Below are 15,867 nucleotides of genomic sequence, written 5' to 3'. Positions count from 1 at the left end.
GGGGCGCGCTAGACGTCGAAGCCGCCGCCCGAGCCGCCGTCGTCGAAGCCGCCGCTGTCCTGGCCGGCGTCGGTATCCGACGCATCCTGGAAGCCGCCCGAATCGAGGCCGGCGTCGGGCAGCGAAGCGCCGACCGCGCCCGCGTCCGGTGGGGCGTCGTAGAAGTTATTGACCACGGTCTCGCCGCCGCCGAACCCCGCGCCGCCGAAACCGCCGCCGAACAGGCCGCCGCGGCCGCCGCCGAGCAGGCTCTCGATCGCATTGGCCGCCAGCAGGCCGCCGGCGACGCCGGTCGCCGCAGTCATCGCGCCGGCGAGGAAGCCGCCGCCGCGCGCTGCGGGCGGCGGCGCGCCCCAGGGGCCAGCCGGGGGCGCATAGGCGGGCGCGGCCGGAGGCGGCGGCGCGGCGCGCTGATCGGCGCTCGCGTCATAGCCGGGCCGCGGGGCCGGCTGGCCGCCGCCGAACAGGGAGCGGCCGAGATTGCCGAGGAAACCGGAGTCTTGCGCCGGTTGCGCCGCCTTCGCCTCGAGCTCCTGGATGCGCTGGGCGGCGGCGTCGAGCGCATGCTGCTGCACCAGCGCCGTCTGCGCCAGGAGGTAGGGCGCGTAGGGTTGCGCGCGCACCGCCTCGGCGATGAAAGACTCCGCCTCCGCGTCGCGCGGAGCGGCCGCGGCTGAGCGGATGCGCTCGAACAGGTCCGCGAGCACTTGGCGTTCTTGGGGGGTCATCGACTTCTCCGTGTCGAGCCTGTCGGCCCGCGGCGACGATATGGGGTCGCCGCGAGGGGTTCCAAGTGGCGGCGAAGCGGAGGACGATTGCGTCGCGCCGCTTTACTCAGCGGTTGCAATCGCGTAGTCCATGCGCGCAATGAGCCCCGGTCCAGCCCATTGTCGCTGGCCGGGGTTTTCCGTTTCGGCGCACTTGAGGAATCGTTCGGCGATGGCGAACGTGGTGGTTGTCGGCGCCCAATGGGGCGACGAGGGTAAGGGCAAGATCGTCGACTGGCTGTCGGTGGCCGCCGACGTGGTGGTGCGTTTCCAGGGCGGCCACAACGCCGGCCACACCCTGGTCGTCGACGGCCAAACCTACAAGCTTGCGCTTCTGCCTTCGGGCATCGTGCGGCCCGGCAAGCTGTCGGTGATCGGCAACGGCGTCGTGCTCGATCCGTACCATTTGATCGACGAAATCGACAAAATTCGCGCTCTTGGCGTGGAAGTGACGCCAAATAACCTCAAGATCGCCGAAAACGTTCCGCTCATTCTCGCGCTGCATCGGGAGCTCGACGCGTTTCGCGAATCGGCGGACTTCGGCGGCGTGAAGATCGGCACCACCAAGCGCGGCATCGGCCCGGCCTATGAAGACAAGGTCGGCCGGCGCGCCATTCGGTTGATGGATCTCGCCGAGCCCGAATCGCTCGACGGCAAGATCGCGCGCCTGCTCGCCCACCACGAGCCGTTGCGGCGCGGCATGGGACTTCCGGCCCCGACGGCGGCGGCGATCAAGGACGAATTGATGACGGCGGCGCCGAAGGTGCTGCCCTACATGGCGCCGACCTACGAGCTGTTGGACAAGCTGCGTCGCGCCGGCAAGCGCATCCTGTTCGAAGGCGCGCAAGGCGCGTTGCTCGACGTCGACCACGGAACCTATCCCTACGTAACCTCGTCGAACACCGTCGCCGCTGCTGCGGCGACCGGCGCCGGCCTCGGTCCGCGCGCCATCGGCTACGTGCTCGGCATCGCCAAGGCCTATACGACCCGGGTCGGCGGCGGGCCGTTCCCGACCGAACTCGACGACGACGTCGGCCGCCTGATCGGCAAGCGCGGGGCCGAGTTCGGCACCAACACCGGCCGGCCGCGGCGCTGCGGCTGGTTCGATGCGGTGCTGACGCGCCAGACGGTTAAGACGTCGGGCATCGACGGCGTCGCGCTGACCAAACTCGATATCCTCGACGGCTTCGAGACGCTCAAGGTCTGCTCGCGCTACCGTCTCGACGGCGAAGAAATCGACTACCTGCCGGCGTCGCAAGGCGCTCAGGCGCGGGTCGAGCCGATCTACGAGACGATCGAAGGCTGGTCGGCTGTCACCAGCGGGGCGCGGTCATGGGCCGACTTGCCGGCGCAGGCGGTCAAATACGTGCGGCGAATCGAAGAACTGATCGGCGCGCCGGTCGCCTTGCTCTCGACGAGTCCTAAGCGGGAAGATACGATTCTCGTGCACAATCCATTCCAAGACTAACCCTTCTCGATTCGCTGCGGGCGATCGAAGACCGGACCCAAGGATGGCTGACTACTATTCCCTGTTGGCGAAGGCCGTATCCAATCTGCCGAAGGCGGGGCCCGAGCCGGCGCGCAAGGCGATCTACGATCGCGCCCGCAAGGCCTTGGTGCGCCAGTTGCGGTCGCTCGGGCCGGCCCTTTCGGAGGCCGACATCGCGCGCGAAGAGGCGGCGCTCGAGACGGCGATCGGCAAGCTCGAAGGCCAGTTCTCGCCGGCGGCGCCGACGCCTCCTTCCTCGGCCGGCGCGCGCCCGCCGCCGCCGGTCCCGGCCGCGCCGCGACCGTCAAGCTACATGCCGCCGCCGCGTCCGGCGCCGTCGGCCGGCGCGCCGCCGCCAGGCGTGCGCATTCCGATGCCCGACACGCCGCTCGCGCGCCCCATTCCGCCGCCCCGTCCGGCCTTCCCGCCGCCGTCGTCCGAGCGCCTGTCCGCCTCCGGCGCGCCGCAGCGGCCGTCCTATGCGCCCTCGCCCGCCGCCGCCCGTTCGCTGCCGGCGGCGCCGACGGGTCTGAGACCGGCGCCGGCGGCGCGTTATTCGCCGCCGCTCGCCGCCCGCCGCTCCGAGCCCCGCTACGAAGCCGACGAATCGCCGCTCGGCCCCCCCGCCGGTGACGAGTTCGTCGACGACGGCTACGCGCCGCCGGTCGAAGCAAGCGACTTCGAGCGAGCGGAGGCGGTCGGCGTCGCCGACGCGGGGTTGCGGCCGAGCGCGCCCAGACGCCTCGACCGGCCCCGGGGCGGCGCGGCGGCGTGGATCGTCGCCGCGCTGGTGGTCTGCGTCGTGCTGGCGATCGCCGTCTTCGCCTTCGTGTGGCGGCAGAATCCGCAAGACTTGGCGATCAAGGAGCCCGTCGCGACGCCAACGGCGGAAGCGACCGCCAGTCCCGCCAAGATCGTCGAACGGGTCGGCGGCGGCGGCGCGACGCCGGCGGCGTCCCCGACTGCGGGCGAATCGCCGCCCGCGACCGAAACCCCGGCCGCCGCGGCGACGCCCGCCGCGACGCCTTCGGCCGCCGCGAGTCCCGCCGTGACGCCCGCGCCGACTCCCGCCGCGTCGGCGGCGCCCCCGGCGGCGAACCCCGGCGTCGCCGTCGCCGCGCGCGCCGCGATGCTGGTCGCGGTCGCCTCCGATCCGCAGAAGCCGGCCGTCAGCCTCGGCTCGGTGGTGTGGAGCACGATCCCGGCTGCGCCCGGTCAGCCGGCGACGGTCGCGGTCAAGGCCGAGGCGGACGTCCCCGACCTGAAGATGCATGCGGTGATGACGCTCAGGAAGAACACCGACCCGAGCCTGCCCGCCTCACACACCATCGATCTGCGCGTCACCTTCGCCGACGGCGCGGAGATCAAAGGAATCAAGGATATGCGGGTGCCGATGATGCGCCGCGACGATCCCCCGTCGCAGGATGCGCTGTCGGGCGTGCGGGTGAAGATCTCCGACAGCTACTTCCTGGTCGGGCTCAACCGCGGCGACGCCGAGCTGGCGCACAACGTCGATCTGATCGCCAACCGCGGCTGGTTCGACTTCCCGATGCTGCTCAACGACGATCGCATCGCCAAGCTGACCTTCGAGAAGGGCGTCGACGGCGAGCGCATCGTCAACGACGCGCTGGCGGCGTGGAAGTGAGAGCGCTCACGCCGGCAGGTTGAAGACGCGCGTCGAGACGAAATAGCCGTCTTCGATTGCGCCGAATGCGATCGGCGCGCCGAAACAGCAGGCGTAAGCCGGGCCCGACGACGGCAGCGCCGCGCCGCGCAGCAGCAGCTTTTGCCCGCGCCGCAGGATCGCCGCGCCGTTGCGGTCGACGGCGAGGCGCGGCAATTCGGCCAGCCCCGCTTCGACCGGCTGCAACGCCGCCGCGCGCGCCTCCGGCGAAGCCTCCGCCGCTTCGAGGCCGGTCGCCGCCCCGACGTGGAACGGCCCGACGCGCAGGCGGCGCAGAAAGACGACATGGCCATGGCAGCCGAGCGTCCGCCCGAGGTCGCGCGCCAACGCCCGCACATAGGCGCCCTTGCCGCATTCGGCCTCGAAGCGCGCTTCGTCGCGCTCGGCGGCGACCAGCGCGAAGCGGTGGATGACGACCGGCCGCGGCGCGATCTCGAACGCTTCGCCGCCGCGCGCGAGATCGTAAGCGCGCTCTCCGGCGATGCGGATCGCCGAGAAGGTCGGCGGCGTCTGAGAGATGACGCCGACGAAGCCCGGCAGCGCCGCTTCGATCTCGCCCGGCGTCGGCCGCGCATCGGACGCCGCGACGGCTCGGCCCTCGGCGTCGTCGGTGTCGGTCTCGACGCCCCAGCGCACCACGAACGCGTAAGCCTTGGCGCCATCCTGGACGACGGGCACCGTCTTGGTCGCCTCGCCGAACGCGACCGGCAGCACGCCGGAAGCGAGCGGGTCGAGCGTGCCGGCGTGACCGACCTTCTTGGCGTTGAACAGGCGCTTCAGCCGCGCCACCGCCTGGGTCGAGGTGACGCCGACCGGCTTGTCGAGATTGATCCAGCCGTTGACATCGACCCGCGGTGGGCGGCGGAATTGTTGCGGACGCGGCGCGACCGCCGGCGAATCGTCCTCGGCGTCCTCGCTCACCGATCGCCCTCGTCGTCTTGGCGCAGATCGCGCGCGACGCGCGGCGACCTCAACAGCGCGTCGATCGCATCATGGGCGGCGAAAGTGCGGTCGAGCTCGAAGCGCAGCTCGGGCGCGAACTTGAGATTGACGCGATGGGCGACCATCGCGCGCAGCATCTTGGCGTTGGCCCGGAGCGCGGCGATCGTCGCCTCGGCGTTCTTGCCGCCGAGCGGCATCACCGTGACGGTCGCGTGCTTGAGATCGTTCGACATGCGCACGGCGGGAACGGTGATCCCCTGGCGGTCGAGCGCCGGATCGGCGATCTCGCCGCGTTGCAGAATATCGGCGACGGCGTGACGGACCGCCTCGGCGACTCGCTCGAGGCGGTGCGAGGGACCGGCGTGTTTGAGTTCGGAGCGGGACATGGGCGGCCTGAAATGCAGGATCGCGGCGCCCGCCTGTCGCTCATCCGCGACAGGCTGGCGCGAAAGAGGCGAGAATCGCCTTCGCGCGTCCGGCGCGCGCCCCGTCGCCAGGGCGCGGCGCGGCGATCACAGCGTGCGGCGGATCTCCTCGACGTTGTAGCATTCAACGACGTCGCCGACCCGCATGTCCTGGTAGTTCTCGAACGCCACGCCGCATTCCTGGCCGGCCTGGACGACAGCGACTTCGTCCTTGAACCGTTTGAGCGTCGACAGCTTGCCTTCGTGGACGACGACGTTGTCGCGGATCAGCCGGACATGCGCGCCGCGCTGGACGACGCCGTCGGTGACGCGGCAGCCGGCGACGTTGCCGACCTTCGAGATGTTGAACACCTCGAGAATCTGCGCATTGCCGAGCATCGTCTCGCGCAGGGTCGGCGCGAGCAGGCCCGACATCGCCGCCTTCACGTCGTCGACCAGGTTGTAGATGATGTTGTAGTAGCGGATTTCGATACCCTGCGCCTCGGCGAGCTCGCGCGCCTCCTTGTGGGCGCGGACGTTGAAGCCGAGGATGACCGCCTGCGACGCAGCGGCGAGGGTGACGTCGGATTCGGTCACGCCGCCGACGCCGGCGTGGATGACGCGCGCGACGACCTCTTCGGTGCCGAGCTTCTCCAGCGCGGCGGTGATCGCCTCGACTGATCCCTGCACGTCGCCCTTGACGACCAGCGCCACCTCTTTGTGGCCCTGCGCCTTGAGGTTGGTCATCATGTCGCTGAGCGAGGTGCGCACCGACTGGCCGCGCGCGGCGAGCTTCTCGCGCCGTTGACGCTCGCGATATTCGGCGATCTCTCTGGCGCGCGCTTCCGAATCGACCACCGCGACGCGGTCGCCCGCTTCCGGCGCGCCCGAGAAGCCGAGCACCTCGACCGGCATCGACGGCCCCGCCTCCTCGACCGGTTCGCCCTTGTCGTCCATCAGCGCCCGGACACGGCCCCATTGCGAGCCGGCGACGACGAGCGCGCCGACCTTGAGCGTGCCGCGCTGCACCAGCACGGTCGCCACCGGGCCACGGCCGCGATCGAGTCGCGCTTCGATCACCGTGCCCTCGGCGCTGCGGTCGGGGTCGGCGACGAGGTTGAGCAGTTCCGCCTGCAGGGCGATCGCCTCGAGCAGCTTGTCGAGGTTCGTGCCTTTGGTCGCCGACACTTCGACGCTGAGCGTCTCGCCGCCGAACGCCTCGACCTGGACGTCGTATTGCAGCAGCTCCTGCGTCACGCGCGCGGGATTGGCTTCCGGCTTGTCGATCTTGTTGATCGCGACGATGATCGGCGCGTTGGCGGCCTTGGCGTGGCGGATCGCCTCGATCGTCTGCGGCATCACGCCGTCGTCGGCGGCGACGACCAGCACGACGATGTCGGTGACCTTGGCGCCGCGGGCGCGCATCGCGGTGAAGGCGGCGTGGCCTGGCGTGTCGATGAAGGTGATCTTTGCGCCGTTGGGCGCAGTCACCTGGTAGGCGCCGATGTGCTGAGTGATGCCGCCCGCTTCGCCGGCCACGACATTGGCGTGGCGGATGGCGTCGAGCAGCGACGTCTTGCCGTGGTCGACGTGGCCCATGATGGTGACGATCGGCGGCCGCGGCACGGCGGCGCCGTCGTCGTCGGGCCGGTCGAACAGACCATCCTCGACGTCGGACTCGGCGACGCGCTTGACCGTGTGGCCCAGATCCTCGGCGATGATCTCGGCGCTGTCGGCGTCGAGCGTGTCGGTCAAGGTCACCATGCGGCCCTGACGCATCAGCATCTTGATGACGTCGACGGCGCGCTCGGACATGCGGTTGGCGAGCTCCTGAACGGTGATCGTCTCGGGCAGCACGATTTCGCGCGAGATCTTGTCCTTCGCTTCCTGCTGGCCGTGGCCTTTGAGGCGCTGGGTGCGGCGACGGAACGCCGCAACCGAACGCATGCGCTCTTCCTCGCCCGAGGTGGCGCTGGCGACGGTGAGACGGCCGCGGTTGCGCTGTTCGCCGCCGCGGCTCGGCCGCGGGGTCGGCAGCATGATCTTGGCGGCGGGGGTCAGAACGCCGGGACGGCGGACGACGACGCGGCGGGTCTCCTCTTCCTCGACGGCTGGGCGCGCGGCGGGCGTGACGGCTGCAACGGGCGCAGCGGCTGGCGCGGCGACGCCGACTTTGCGCGGCAACGCCGTCGCGGGGGTGGCGGCGGGCTCGCCGCCGCCGAGGCGACGACGCGCCTCTTCCTCGGACTGGCGCTTGAAGGCGGCGTCCTGGGCGCGGCGTGTTTCTTCCTCGCGGCGGCGCGCTTCGGCCGCCTCGCGCTCGGCGCGCTCGCGCGTCTCGCGCTCGCGGCGGATTTCGGCCTCGCCCTCTTGGCGGCGGCGGTCTTCCTCTTCGCGCGCCCGCGCGTCGAGCAGCGCCCGCGCCCGCGCCTCGACCTGTTCCTCGGTGAGGGTGCGCAGGACGACGCCGGTCTTGGGCGGCGCAACCGTCGCAGCGGTGGTCGGCCCGCGCGGCGCGACGACCGGCGTCGCCGCCGCCGGCGCGGCGGTCGCCGCTACAGGCTTGGCGGCGGCCGGCGCGGCCTGCGCTGGGGCTTCGCCCGGTCCGACGACGCGGCGCTTCACCTTCTCGACCACCACCGCCTTGCTGCGGCCGTGGGAAAAGCTCTGGCGCACCGTCCCCTGCTCGACCGGCCGCTTCAGGTGAAGCGTCGGTTTCGGCGGCGCGTTGGCGCTCAAAGTCTTGTCGCCGCTGTTGTTCGTTTCACTCATGCGTGTTCCCGAAATCCCGGCTCGTCGTCGGTCTGGTCAAGCGGACGGGGCGGCGGCCGCGCCGGCGTCGACGGAAGCGGCCGCCGGCGCCGAAGGCGTCGCGACGCCCGTCCGAAATTGCGTCAAACGCTCCGCCTTCGCGAGAAAGGCGATGCTGGCCTCGCCCGCAATGAGCGCTGCATGTATCACATTTGTCCTCCCCAGCGCCAAATCCAATTGGCGCGAGGCAAAGATATTGATCCGCGGGGCCGCCGCCGCCTCGCCTTCGAGGCTCCGCAGCTGGCGATCGAGCTTCAGGGCCCCGTCGACCGAGCCGTCGCTGGCGTGAATAAGGCCGACGACCTTGCCCGAGGCGATCGCCGCCTCGACCTTGAACGCGCCGGCGACGATCTGGCCCGCCTTGTTGACCAGCGACAGAAACTGCAACGCGTCGGCTTCGAGCAGGCGGTCGACGTCGTCGGCGAGCCCCGGCGCCGCCTCGGCCTTGGCGCGGAAAGCGCGGGCGAACACCTGTCTGGCCGCCGCTTGGCGAACCGTCGTCGCGTCGAGTCGGATCCACACGCCGCGGCCGGGCAAGCGCCGACGGATGTCGGGCGTCACGACGCCGTCGGCGGACAGCGCGAAGCGCAGCATCGCCTCGGGCGGGCCTTTCCAGCCGGTCGCCGCGCAGGTGCGCTCCGGTCCGCTGTCTTCGATCGCGTCGGGATTGCTCAATCGCCGCCTCGCCTTAAGCTCAGTTCGCCGGCGCTTCGTCGCCCGCCTCGCCCGCTTTGGGCGCTTCGGGCGTAGCGACGGCGGCTTCGTCGACCCAGCCGGCGCTGACGCGCGCCGCCATGATCATCGCGTCGGCCTGCTCGCGCGACAGGCCGAATTCGCTCAAATAGCCGACGAACTTCTTCTCGCCGGCGTCGGTGCGTTCGCTCCAGCCGATCAGGTCGTCGCTGGCGCAGCCGGCGAAGTCCTCGATCGATTTGACGCCGTTCTGGCCGAGCTTGACCAGCATCGGCGTCGTCAGGCCGTCGATTTCCTTGAGGTCGTCGGCGACGCCGAGCGCCTTGCGCGCCTCGTCGTGCTCGGCCTCGATGCGCGCCAGATAGCCCTGCGCGCGCGCCTGGATTTCTTCGGCAGTCTCGGCGTCGAAGCCCTCGATGCCGGCGAGCTCGCGCGCGTCGACATAGGCGATTTCCTCGACGGTGCGGAAGCCTTCGGAGGCGAGCAGCTGCGCCACCGTCTCGTCGACGTCGAGCGCCGCCATGAAGGCGCTGGTGCGCTCGTTGAATTCCCTCTGCCGGCGCTCGGATTCCTCGGCCTCGGTCAGGATGTCGATATCCCAGCCGGTGAGCTGCGAAGCGAGCCGGACGTTCTGGCCGCGGCGGCCGATCGCCAGCGACAGCTGGTCGTCGGGCACGACGACCTCGATACGGGTCGAATCCTCGTCGAGCACCACCTTCATCACCTCGGCCGGCTGCAGCGCGTTGACGATGAAGGTCGCCGCGTCGGGCGACCACGGGATGATGTCGATCTTTTCGCCCTGCAGCTCGTTGACGACCGCCTGCACGCGCGAGCCGCGCATGCCGACGCAAGCGCCGACCGGATCGATCGAGGAATCGTTGGAGACGACGGCGATCTTGGCGCGCGAGCCGGGGTCGCGCGCCACCGCCCTCACCTCGACGATGCCGTCGTAGATTTCCGGCACTTCCTGCGCGAACAGCTTGGCGGTGAACTGCGGGTGGGTGCGCGACAGGAAGATCTGCGGCCCGCGCGCTTCGCGGCGCACGTCGTAGACGAAGGCGCGCAGCCGGTCGCCGGGACGGAACATCTCGCGCGGGATCAATTCGTCGCGCCGGACCACCGCTTCGCCGCCGGCCCCGCCGAGGTCGACGACGACATTGCCGTATTCGACCCGCTTGACCTGACCGTTGATGATCTCGCCGATGCGGTCCTTGAACACTTCGTACTGCTTGTCGCGCTCGGCCTCGCGGATCTTCTGCACCAGCACCTGCTTGGAGGCCTGGGCGGGGATGCGGCCGAAGTCGAACGGCGGCAGCGATTCGGCGATCCAGTCGCCGATCTGCGCCGAGGGGTTCTTCTTTTGCGCTTCCGAAAGGGTGATCTGGGTCGAGTCGTTCTCGACCTGATCGACGACCAGCAGCAGGCGCGAGAAACGGATCTCGCCGGTCTTGGGGTTGATCTCGGTGCGCACCTCGGTCTCCTGACCGTAGCGCGAGCGCGCCGCCTTCTGCATCGCGTCTTCCATCGAGGCGAGCACGATCGATCGGTCGATCGACTTCTCGCGCGCGACGGCGTCGACGATCTGCAAGAGCTCGAGTCTGTTGGCGCTAACGGCCATCGTCTTCTCCTTCGGTCCGGCCCGCGGCGCTATCGGCCGCCGGGTCGCGGCATTCCTTCAGTTTCGTTGGCGCGCCGCTCGGGCGCGGGGTTTTGGCCGCGCTTCTCGGCGCGGCTTTCGCCGCCGCGCCCGAACGCGCCGCCTTGGCTTGTTTCTTCGCCGCCTTCTCCCGCCGCAGCGTGGCGCGGATCAGGTCTTCGGTGAGCGTCAGCCGCGCTTCGCCGATGTCGGCGATTGCGAGATCGACGCTCGCCGCCTCGCCGTTTTCGCCGGGCGGCAGGGTGAGCCGCGCGACCGGCCCCGCTTCGCGCGTCTCGACCGCCTCGAGAGCGCCGCGGAAGCGCTTGCGGCCGTCGACCGGGACGGCCATTTCGATCTTCGCCTCGTGCCCGAGGGCGCGGCGAAAATCCGAGACGCGCACCAGCGGCCGGTCGATGCCCGGCGAGGAAATCTCCAGCCGATAGGCGCCGGCGACCGGCTCCTCGACGTCGAACAGCGGCGACAGGGCGTCGCTGGCGCGCTCGCAATCGTCGATGGTCATCGTTCCGTCCGGTCGTTCGGCCATGATCTGCACCGTCGCGTTCTCGGCGGCCGACACTTTGACCCGCACCAGGCGCAGGCCCAGCGTGCGCAGCGTCGGCTCGGCGCGGCGGCCGATCCGGAGGGCGAGGCCGCTCTCGGCGATCAGCCGCGGCTCGTCGAGCGCTTCCTCGGGCGCGGGCGCATTCGACGCGGAGATTCGGTCCATGGGTCCTTGCGGCAACAAAAAAGAGCGGGTCCCGGCCGGGGCCCACTCTCAAAATCTCTCCTCATCATCACTGATCAGGAGCTATGAGAATTCTTGCCTGCTTCATATAGGCGAAGACATGCGCGAATGCAACAAGAAACGGATGTCAGGCGCGGCGGTCCTTCCGGTCGTCGCGTTCCTGCTGGCGACGGCGGCGGGCGCGAGGTTCGCCCAAGCCGGCGAAATCTTCGCCGGGCTCGAAGGCGCCTGGAGCGGCGAAGGCGCGGCGAAGGCGCGGCGAAGTTCAGCGACGGCTCGTCCACGCCGCTGCGCTGCCACGCAAGTTACGCCGTCAGCGGCGGCGGCGACCACCTCGACCAGGCGCTCGACTGCTCCAGCCCGCGGCAGGCGTTCGCCTTCCGCATCGAACTCGACCAGACCAACGGCGCGATCCTCGGCGCCTGGCGGGAACTCACGCGCCAAGTCCAGGGCGGGGTCACCGGCGCCGGCGGCCCTGGCCGATTCGAGCTCGCGGCGCGCGGCCAGGGTTTCTCGGCTGAGGCCTCCGTCGTCACCCGCGGCGCGCGCCAGTCGCTGGCGATCACCACCGCCGGCGGCGGATTCGCTTCGGCCTCGATCGTCCTGCGCCGCGGCCGCTGAAACGGTCGTCGATTGTAGACGCGGCCGCTGGCCGCGTCCGGGCGCGGTCACCGACCGCGCCTACAAGGCCTGCGCTTGCACATGCGACCGCCGTCGGCTCACCCCGTCGGCAGCTTGTAGTCCTTGAACGCCTCGCGTAGCCTGAGCTTGTTGATCTTGCCAGTGGCGGTGTGGGGGATTTCCGTGACCGTCTGCATGTCGTCGGGCATCCACCATTTGGCGATGCGGCCTTCGAGAAAGCCGAGCACTTCGGCGGTATTGGGATGCTTGCCTTCCTTGGGCACGACGATCAGCAGCGGCCGTTCGTCCCATTTCGGATGGGCGACGCCGATCACCGCCGCTTCGGCGACATCGGGGTGGCCGACGGCGAGGTTCTCGATGTCGATCGACGAGATCCATTCGCCGCCCGACTTGATCACGTCCTTGGCGCGGTCGGTGATCTGCATGTAGCCGTTGGGATCGATGGTGGCGACGTCGCCGGTGTCGAAGAAGCCGCTGTCGTCGAGGATGCTGCGCTCCTCCTTGAAATAGGCCTTGGCGATCGCCGGGCCGGCGACCTTGAGCCGGCCGAAGCGCTTGCCGTCCCACGGCAGTTCGTTGTTCTCGCCGTCGACGATTTTCATCTCGACGCCGAACGGCGCCCAGCCCTGCTTGACCTTGCAAGCGAAGACCTCGTCGGGAGTCGCGCCGGCGGGCATCGGCTTGATCGATCCGACCGAGCCGAGCGGGCTCATCTCGGTCATGCCCCAGGCGTGGCGCACTTCGACGCCGTAGTCCTCTTCGAAGGCGCGGATCATCGACGGCGGGCAGGCCGCGCCGCCGATCACCACCGACTTGAGCGAAGAGAGTTTCTTGCCTTCCTTCTGCAGGTAAGCGAGCAGCATCAGCCACACCGTCGGCACGGCGGCGGTGAAGTCGACCTGTTCGGTCTCCAGGAGCTCGTAGACCGAGGCGCCGTCGAGCCGCGCCCCCGGCATCACCAGCTTCGCGCCGCGCATCGGCGCGGTGAAGGCGAGGCCCCAGGAATTGGCGTGGAACATCGGCACGACCGGCATCACCGTCGAATTCGCCCCGACCGGCAGGCAGTCGAGGCCGGCGCTGATCAGCGAGTGCAGCAGGTTCGAGCGGTGCGAATAGAGCACGCCCTTGGGATTGCCGGTGGTGCCGGAGGTGTAGCAGAGGCCGGCGGCGGTGTTCTCGTCGAACTCGGCCCAGCGGAAGTCGCCGTCGACTTCGCCGATCCAGTCCTCGTAGGCGACGGCGTTCTTGAGCTTGGTCGCCGGCATGTGCGCCGCGTCGGTGAAGACGACGTAGCGCTCGATCGTCGGCAGCCTCTGGGCCAGCGCTTCCATCAGCGGCACGAAGGTGAGATCGACGAACGCCAGCCGATCCTCGGCGTGGTTCATGATCCAGGCGATCTGGTCGGGGAACAGGCGCGGATTAACGGTGTGGTAGATCGCGCCGAGTCCGGCGATCCCATACCAGGCTTCAAGATGGCGGTGGTTGTTCCAGGCGAGCGTCGCGACGCGGTCGCCGAGCTTGATCCCGTCGCGCTCGAGCCGCTGCGCGACTTTGAGCGCGCGCCGACGCAGCTCGCGGTAGTTGGTGCGGTGGATCGGGCCTTCGACGAGGCGGCTGACGACCTCGCGACGCGGGTGCTGCAGGGCGGCGAAATCGATGATTTTGTGAATCAGCAACGGCCAATCTTGCATCAGCCCGAGCATCGCAGTCCTCCCTTTTCGGCGCGCGTTCGCAGCCGGCGGCGCGCGGTTGTCCTTAATTTCCATGCTATTACCATGGCCGCTGGAGGCGCGCCAGTCGCGCCGGCGCGACTTAAGTCGAGGTCGCCCGCCAAATTGCCGGCCGAGGCGCGCCTCTGTAGTCTGCCGCCGCGAGAGCCGGCGAAACGCCGCCGGAGATGGAGCCGCATGGCCGACGACGAATCGAAAGACCGCGCGATCCGCGTCTGGTTTCGCTTCCTCAGGCTGGAAAGCCGTATCCAGTCGGCGGTCGCCGAACGCTTGCGCGCGATCGGCTTGTCGGTGCCGCAATGCGACGTGTTGACGACGCTGACCGAAGCGGAGGGGATCAGCCAGCAGGAGCTCGCGCAGCGACTCTACGTCACCAAGGGCAACATTTCCGGGCTGCTCGACCGACTCGAACGGGCGGGTCTGGTCGAACGCCGCTCGACCGCCGCCGACCGCCGCCAATACGCGATCTATCTCACCCCGGAGGGGCGCGCGGCGGCGGGGCAGGCGATCGCCGTCCAGCACGCGCTGATCGCCGCGACGCTCGGTCGGCTGCCGTCGGAGAAAATCGCCGAGTTCGAGACGTTATTGATCGCCACCCGCGATCTGGTGCGCGCCTATCGCGAGCGCGAGACGGCGGGGCGGACGCCGGTCGCCTCGGGCTGAATCCTCGCCACACGATTTCCCCATTGCCGCCGCAAGAGTCGTCGGAGGCGGTTTGCCCGCCGCGCGGCGTCGGGTTCGTCAGGGACCCTCGACAGGAGAGAGCGATTGAGCGCTGACAAGGCGGGCGGCGGACCCGGCAAACACGGACGATCGCCGCGCGTGATCGCGGTCGTCGTCGCGATCGTGGCGCTGGTCGCCGCCGGCGTCTATCTCGCCGCCAGGCCGGCGCGCAACCCGACGGCGCTGATCGGAGGCGCGTTCGCGTTGCAGACCGCGGGCGGCAAGACGGTGACCGACGCCGATTTCAAGGGCCATCCGTTCCTGGTCTATTTCGGCTACACCCACTGCCCCGACGTCTGCCCCTCGACGCTCGCCGACATCGCCGACGCGCTACGCGAGATCCCCGACGCCCCGATCCCCGTGCTGTTCGTCACCGTCGATCCCGAGCGCGACAGCCCGGCGACGATGGCCGATTACGTCAGCAGTTTCGACAAGCGCTTCGTCGGCCTGTCAGGTTCGCCCGAACAGATCGGAGCGGCGGAGAAGGCCTATCGCGTCTACGCGCGCAAAGGGCCGCCGCAGAGCGACGGCGGCTACAGCATGGACCACTCGTCGGTCGTCTATCTGATGGACAAGAGCGGCCTGTTCGTCGAATCGCTCGACCTGCAGCGGCCGGCGGAGGACACGGCGAAGGAGCTGTCGGCGTATCTCTAGGCTTAGCGTTAACGCCATCACCAGCGTCATGGCCGGGCTTGACCCGGCCATCCAGGCGCGGAAGCCGTAGGAGGCCGCCAAGAGGTCTGAAATTGCGGCGTGCGTCCGACGGAGAGCGGCTGCATCTCGGGGTGGATGGCCGGGTCAAGCCCGGCCATGACGTTCGTGAGTGCGCCGCTTCAGTCCATCCGCATCGGAACGCCGGCCGCGGCCATGCGTTCCTTGGCTTGGCGAATGGTGAATTCGCCGAAATGGAAGATCGACGCCGCCAGCACGGCGCTAGCGTGGCCTTCCTTGACGCCGGCGACGAGATCGTCGAGGTCGCCGACGCCGCCGGAGGCGATGACCGGAATGGTCACCGCGTCGGCGACGGCGCGGGTCAGCGCGATGTCGAAGCCGAGCTTGGAGCCGTCGCGATCCATCGAGGTCAGCAGGATTTCGCCGGCGCCGAGTTCGGCGACTTCGCGCGCGTAGTCGATCGCGTCGATGCCGGTCGGCCGGCGCCCGCCATGGGTGAAGATTTCCCAGCGCGGCGGCGCGCCCGGCGGCGTTTTCGCCTGCTTGGCGTCGATGGCGACGACGACGCACTGGCTGCCGAACTTCTCCGCTGCGGCCTGGACGAAGCGCCGGTCGGCGACGGCGGCGGAATTGATCGACGTCTTGTCGGCGCCGGCGAGCAGCAAGTTGCGGATGTCGTCGAGCTTGCGCACGCCGCCGCCGACCGTCAGCGGCATGAAGCAGACTGCGGCGGTGCGGCGGACGACGTCGATCAGCGTGCCGCGGTTTTCGTGGCTCGCGGTGATGTCGAGGAAGCACAATTCATCGGCGCCGGCCTTGTCGTAGGCGACGGCGCATTCGACCGGGTCGCCGGCGTCGCGCAGGTCGACGAACTGGACGCCCTTGACGACGCGGCCGTCCTTGACGTCGAGGCAGGGGATGACGCG

14 protein-coding genes are annotated in these 15,867 nt (G+C 69.8%); 5 read left to right on the top strand and 9 right to left on the bottom strand.

All coding sequences use genetic code 11. From position 1 onward, the window contains the following. Positions 1–8: 8 nt before the first annotated feature. Positions 9–728 carry a DUF2076 domain-containing protein gene (locus tag ABSF49_RS02830; RefSeq protein WP_424111112.1) on the bottom strand — a complete coding sequence of 240 codons (720 nt, stop codon included), beginning with the start codon at positions 726–728 and terminating at the stop codon, positions 9–11. 211 nt (positions 729–939) lie between these two features. Between ABSF49_RS02830 and ABSF49_RS02825 the strand changes: the two genes are divergently transcribed. Both ABSF49_RS02825 and ABSF49_RS02820 read left to right on the top strand, forming a co-directional pair. Continuing rightward, positions 940–2,235 (top strand): adenylosuccinate synthase, encoded by a 1,296-nt coding sequence (locus tag ABSF49_RS02825; RefSeq protein ID WP_424111111.1) that lies wholly within the window; start codon positions 940–942, stop codon positions 2,233–2,235. A 43-nt stretch (positions 2,236–2,278) separates the two neighbouring features. Further along, entirely contained in the window at positions 2,279–3,901 is a 1,623-nt protein-coding gene (locus ABSF49_RS02820; protein WP_424111110.1) for a hypothetical protein, read from the top strand. A gap of 6 nt (positions 3,902–3,907) precedes the next feature. On the opposite strand, the gene truB is transcribed toward ABSF49_RS02820, so the two are convergent. The 6 genes from truB to rimP all read right to left on the bottom strand — a co-directional run bounded on the left by truB (position 3,908) and on the right by rimP (position 11,156). Beyond that, a complete protein-coding gene (truB, locus tag ABSF49_RS02815) occupies positions 3,908–4,861 on the bottom strand; it encodes a tRNA pseudouridine(55) synthase TruB (protein WP_424111109.1) in 954 nt (317 codons plus the stop codon). Then, complete coding sequence (gene rbfA, locus ABSF49_RS02810) at positions 4,858–5,268, bottom strand: 30S ribosome-binding factor RbfA (protein ID WP_424111108.1); 411 nt, start codon at positions 5,266–5,268, stop codon at positions 4,858–4,860. Before rbfA ends, truB begins: the two co-directional genes overlap by 4 nt. Positions 5,269–5,394: 126 nt before the next feature. Further along, positions 5,395–8,058: a translation initiation factor IF-2 gene (gene infB, locus ABSF49_RS02805; protein ID WP_424111107.1), complete on the bottom strand. Its 2,664-nt coding sequence runs from the start codon at positions 8,056–8,058 to the stop codon at positions 5,395–5,397. Positions 8,059–8,094: 36 nt separating this feature from the next. Beyond that, positions 8,095–8,772: an RNA-binding protein gene (locus ABSF49_RS02800; protein WP_424111106.1), complete on the bottom strand. Its 678-nt coding sequence runs from the start codon at positions 8,770–8,772 to the stop codon at positions 8,095–8,097. A gap of 19 nt (positions 8,773–8,791) precedes the next feature. Further along, positions 8,792–10,408: a transcription termination factor NusA gene (nusA, locus tag ABSF49_RS02795; protein ID WP_424111105.1), complete on the bottom strand. Its 1,617-nt coding sequence runs from the start codon at positions 10,406–10,408 to the stop codon at positions 8,792–8,794. Further along, positions 10,398–11,156, bottom strand: a complete 759-nt coding sequence (rimP, locus tag ABSF49_RS02790; protein WP_424111104.1) for a ribosome maturation factor RimP — start codon at positions 11,154–11,156, stop codon at positions 10,398–10,400. Before rimP ends, nusA begins: the two co-directional genes overlap by 11 nt. A gap of 126 nt (positions 11,157–11,282) precedes the next feature. On the opposite strand from rimP, the gene ABSF49_RS02785 reads away from it, so the two are divergent. After that, the gene (locus ABSF49_RS02785; protein WP_424111103.1) at positions 11,283–11,795 is read left to right on the top strand and encodes a hypothetical protein; all 513 of its coding nucleotides are present in this window, start codon (positions 11,283–11,285) and stop codon (positions 11,793–11,795) included. Between the two features lie 98 nt (positions 11,796–11,893). Here ABSF49_RS02785 and ABSF49_RS02780 read toward each other — a convergent pair whose 3' ends face one another. Then, positions 11,894–13,519 carry a long-chain-fatty-acid--CoA ligase gene (locus tag ABSF49_RS02780; RefSeq protein ID WP_424111102.1) on the bottom strand — a complete coding sequence of 542 codons (1,626 nt, stop codon included), beginning with the start codon at positions 13,517–13,519 and terminating at the stop codon, positions 11,894–11,896. 204 nt (positions 13,520–13,723) lie between these two features. On the opposite strand from ABSF49_RS02780, the gene ABSF49_RS02775 reads away from it, so the two are divergent. Then, positions 13,724–14,209 (top strand): MarR family winged helix-turn-helix transcriptional regulator, encoded by a 486-nt coding sequence (locus ABSF49_RS02775; RefSeq protein WP_424111101.1) that lies wholly within the window; start codon positions 13,724–13,726, stop codon positions 14,207–14,209. Positions 14,210–14,314: 105 nt separating this feature from the next. Further along, the gene (locus ABSF49_RS02770) at positions 14,315–14,923 is read left to right on the top strand and encodes an SCO family protein (protein ID WP_424111100.1); all 609 of its coding nucleotides are present in this window, start codon (positions 14,315–14,317) and stop codon (positions 14,921–14,923) included. Positions 14,924–15,102: 179 nt separating this feature from the next. On the opposite strand, the gene hisF is transcribed toward ABSF49_RS02770, so the two are convergent. Next, a partial coding sequence (gene hisF, locus ABSF49_RS02765) for an imidazole glycerol phosphate synthase subunit HisF (RefSeq protein WP_424111099.1) occupies positions 15,103–15,867 on the bottom strand: 765 nt, incomplete at its 5' end.

This window comes from Roseiarcus sp. (assembly GCF_049514155.1).
In the GTDB taxonomy this organism is placed as follows: domain Bacteria; phylum Pseudomonadota; class Alphaproteobacteria; order Rhizobiales; family Beijerinckiaceae; genus Roseiarcus.
Note: the sequence above shows the minus strand (reverse complement) of the source record. Positions and strands in the feature narration are given on the sequence as shown.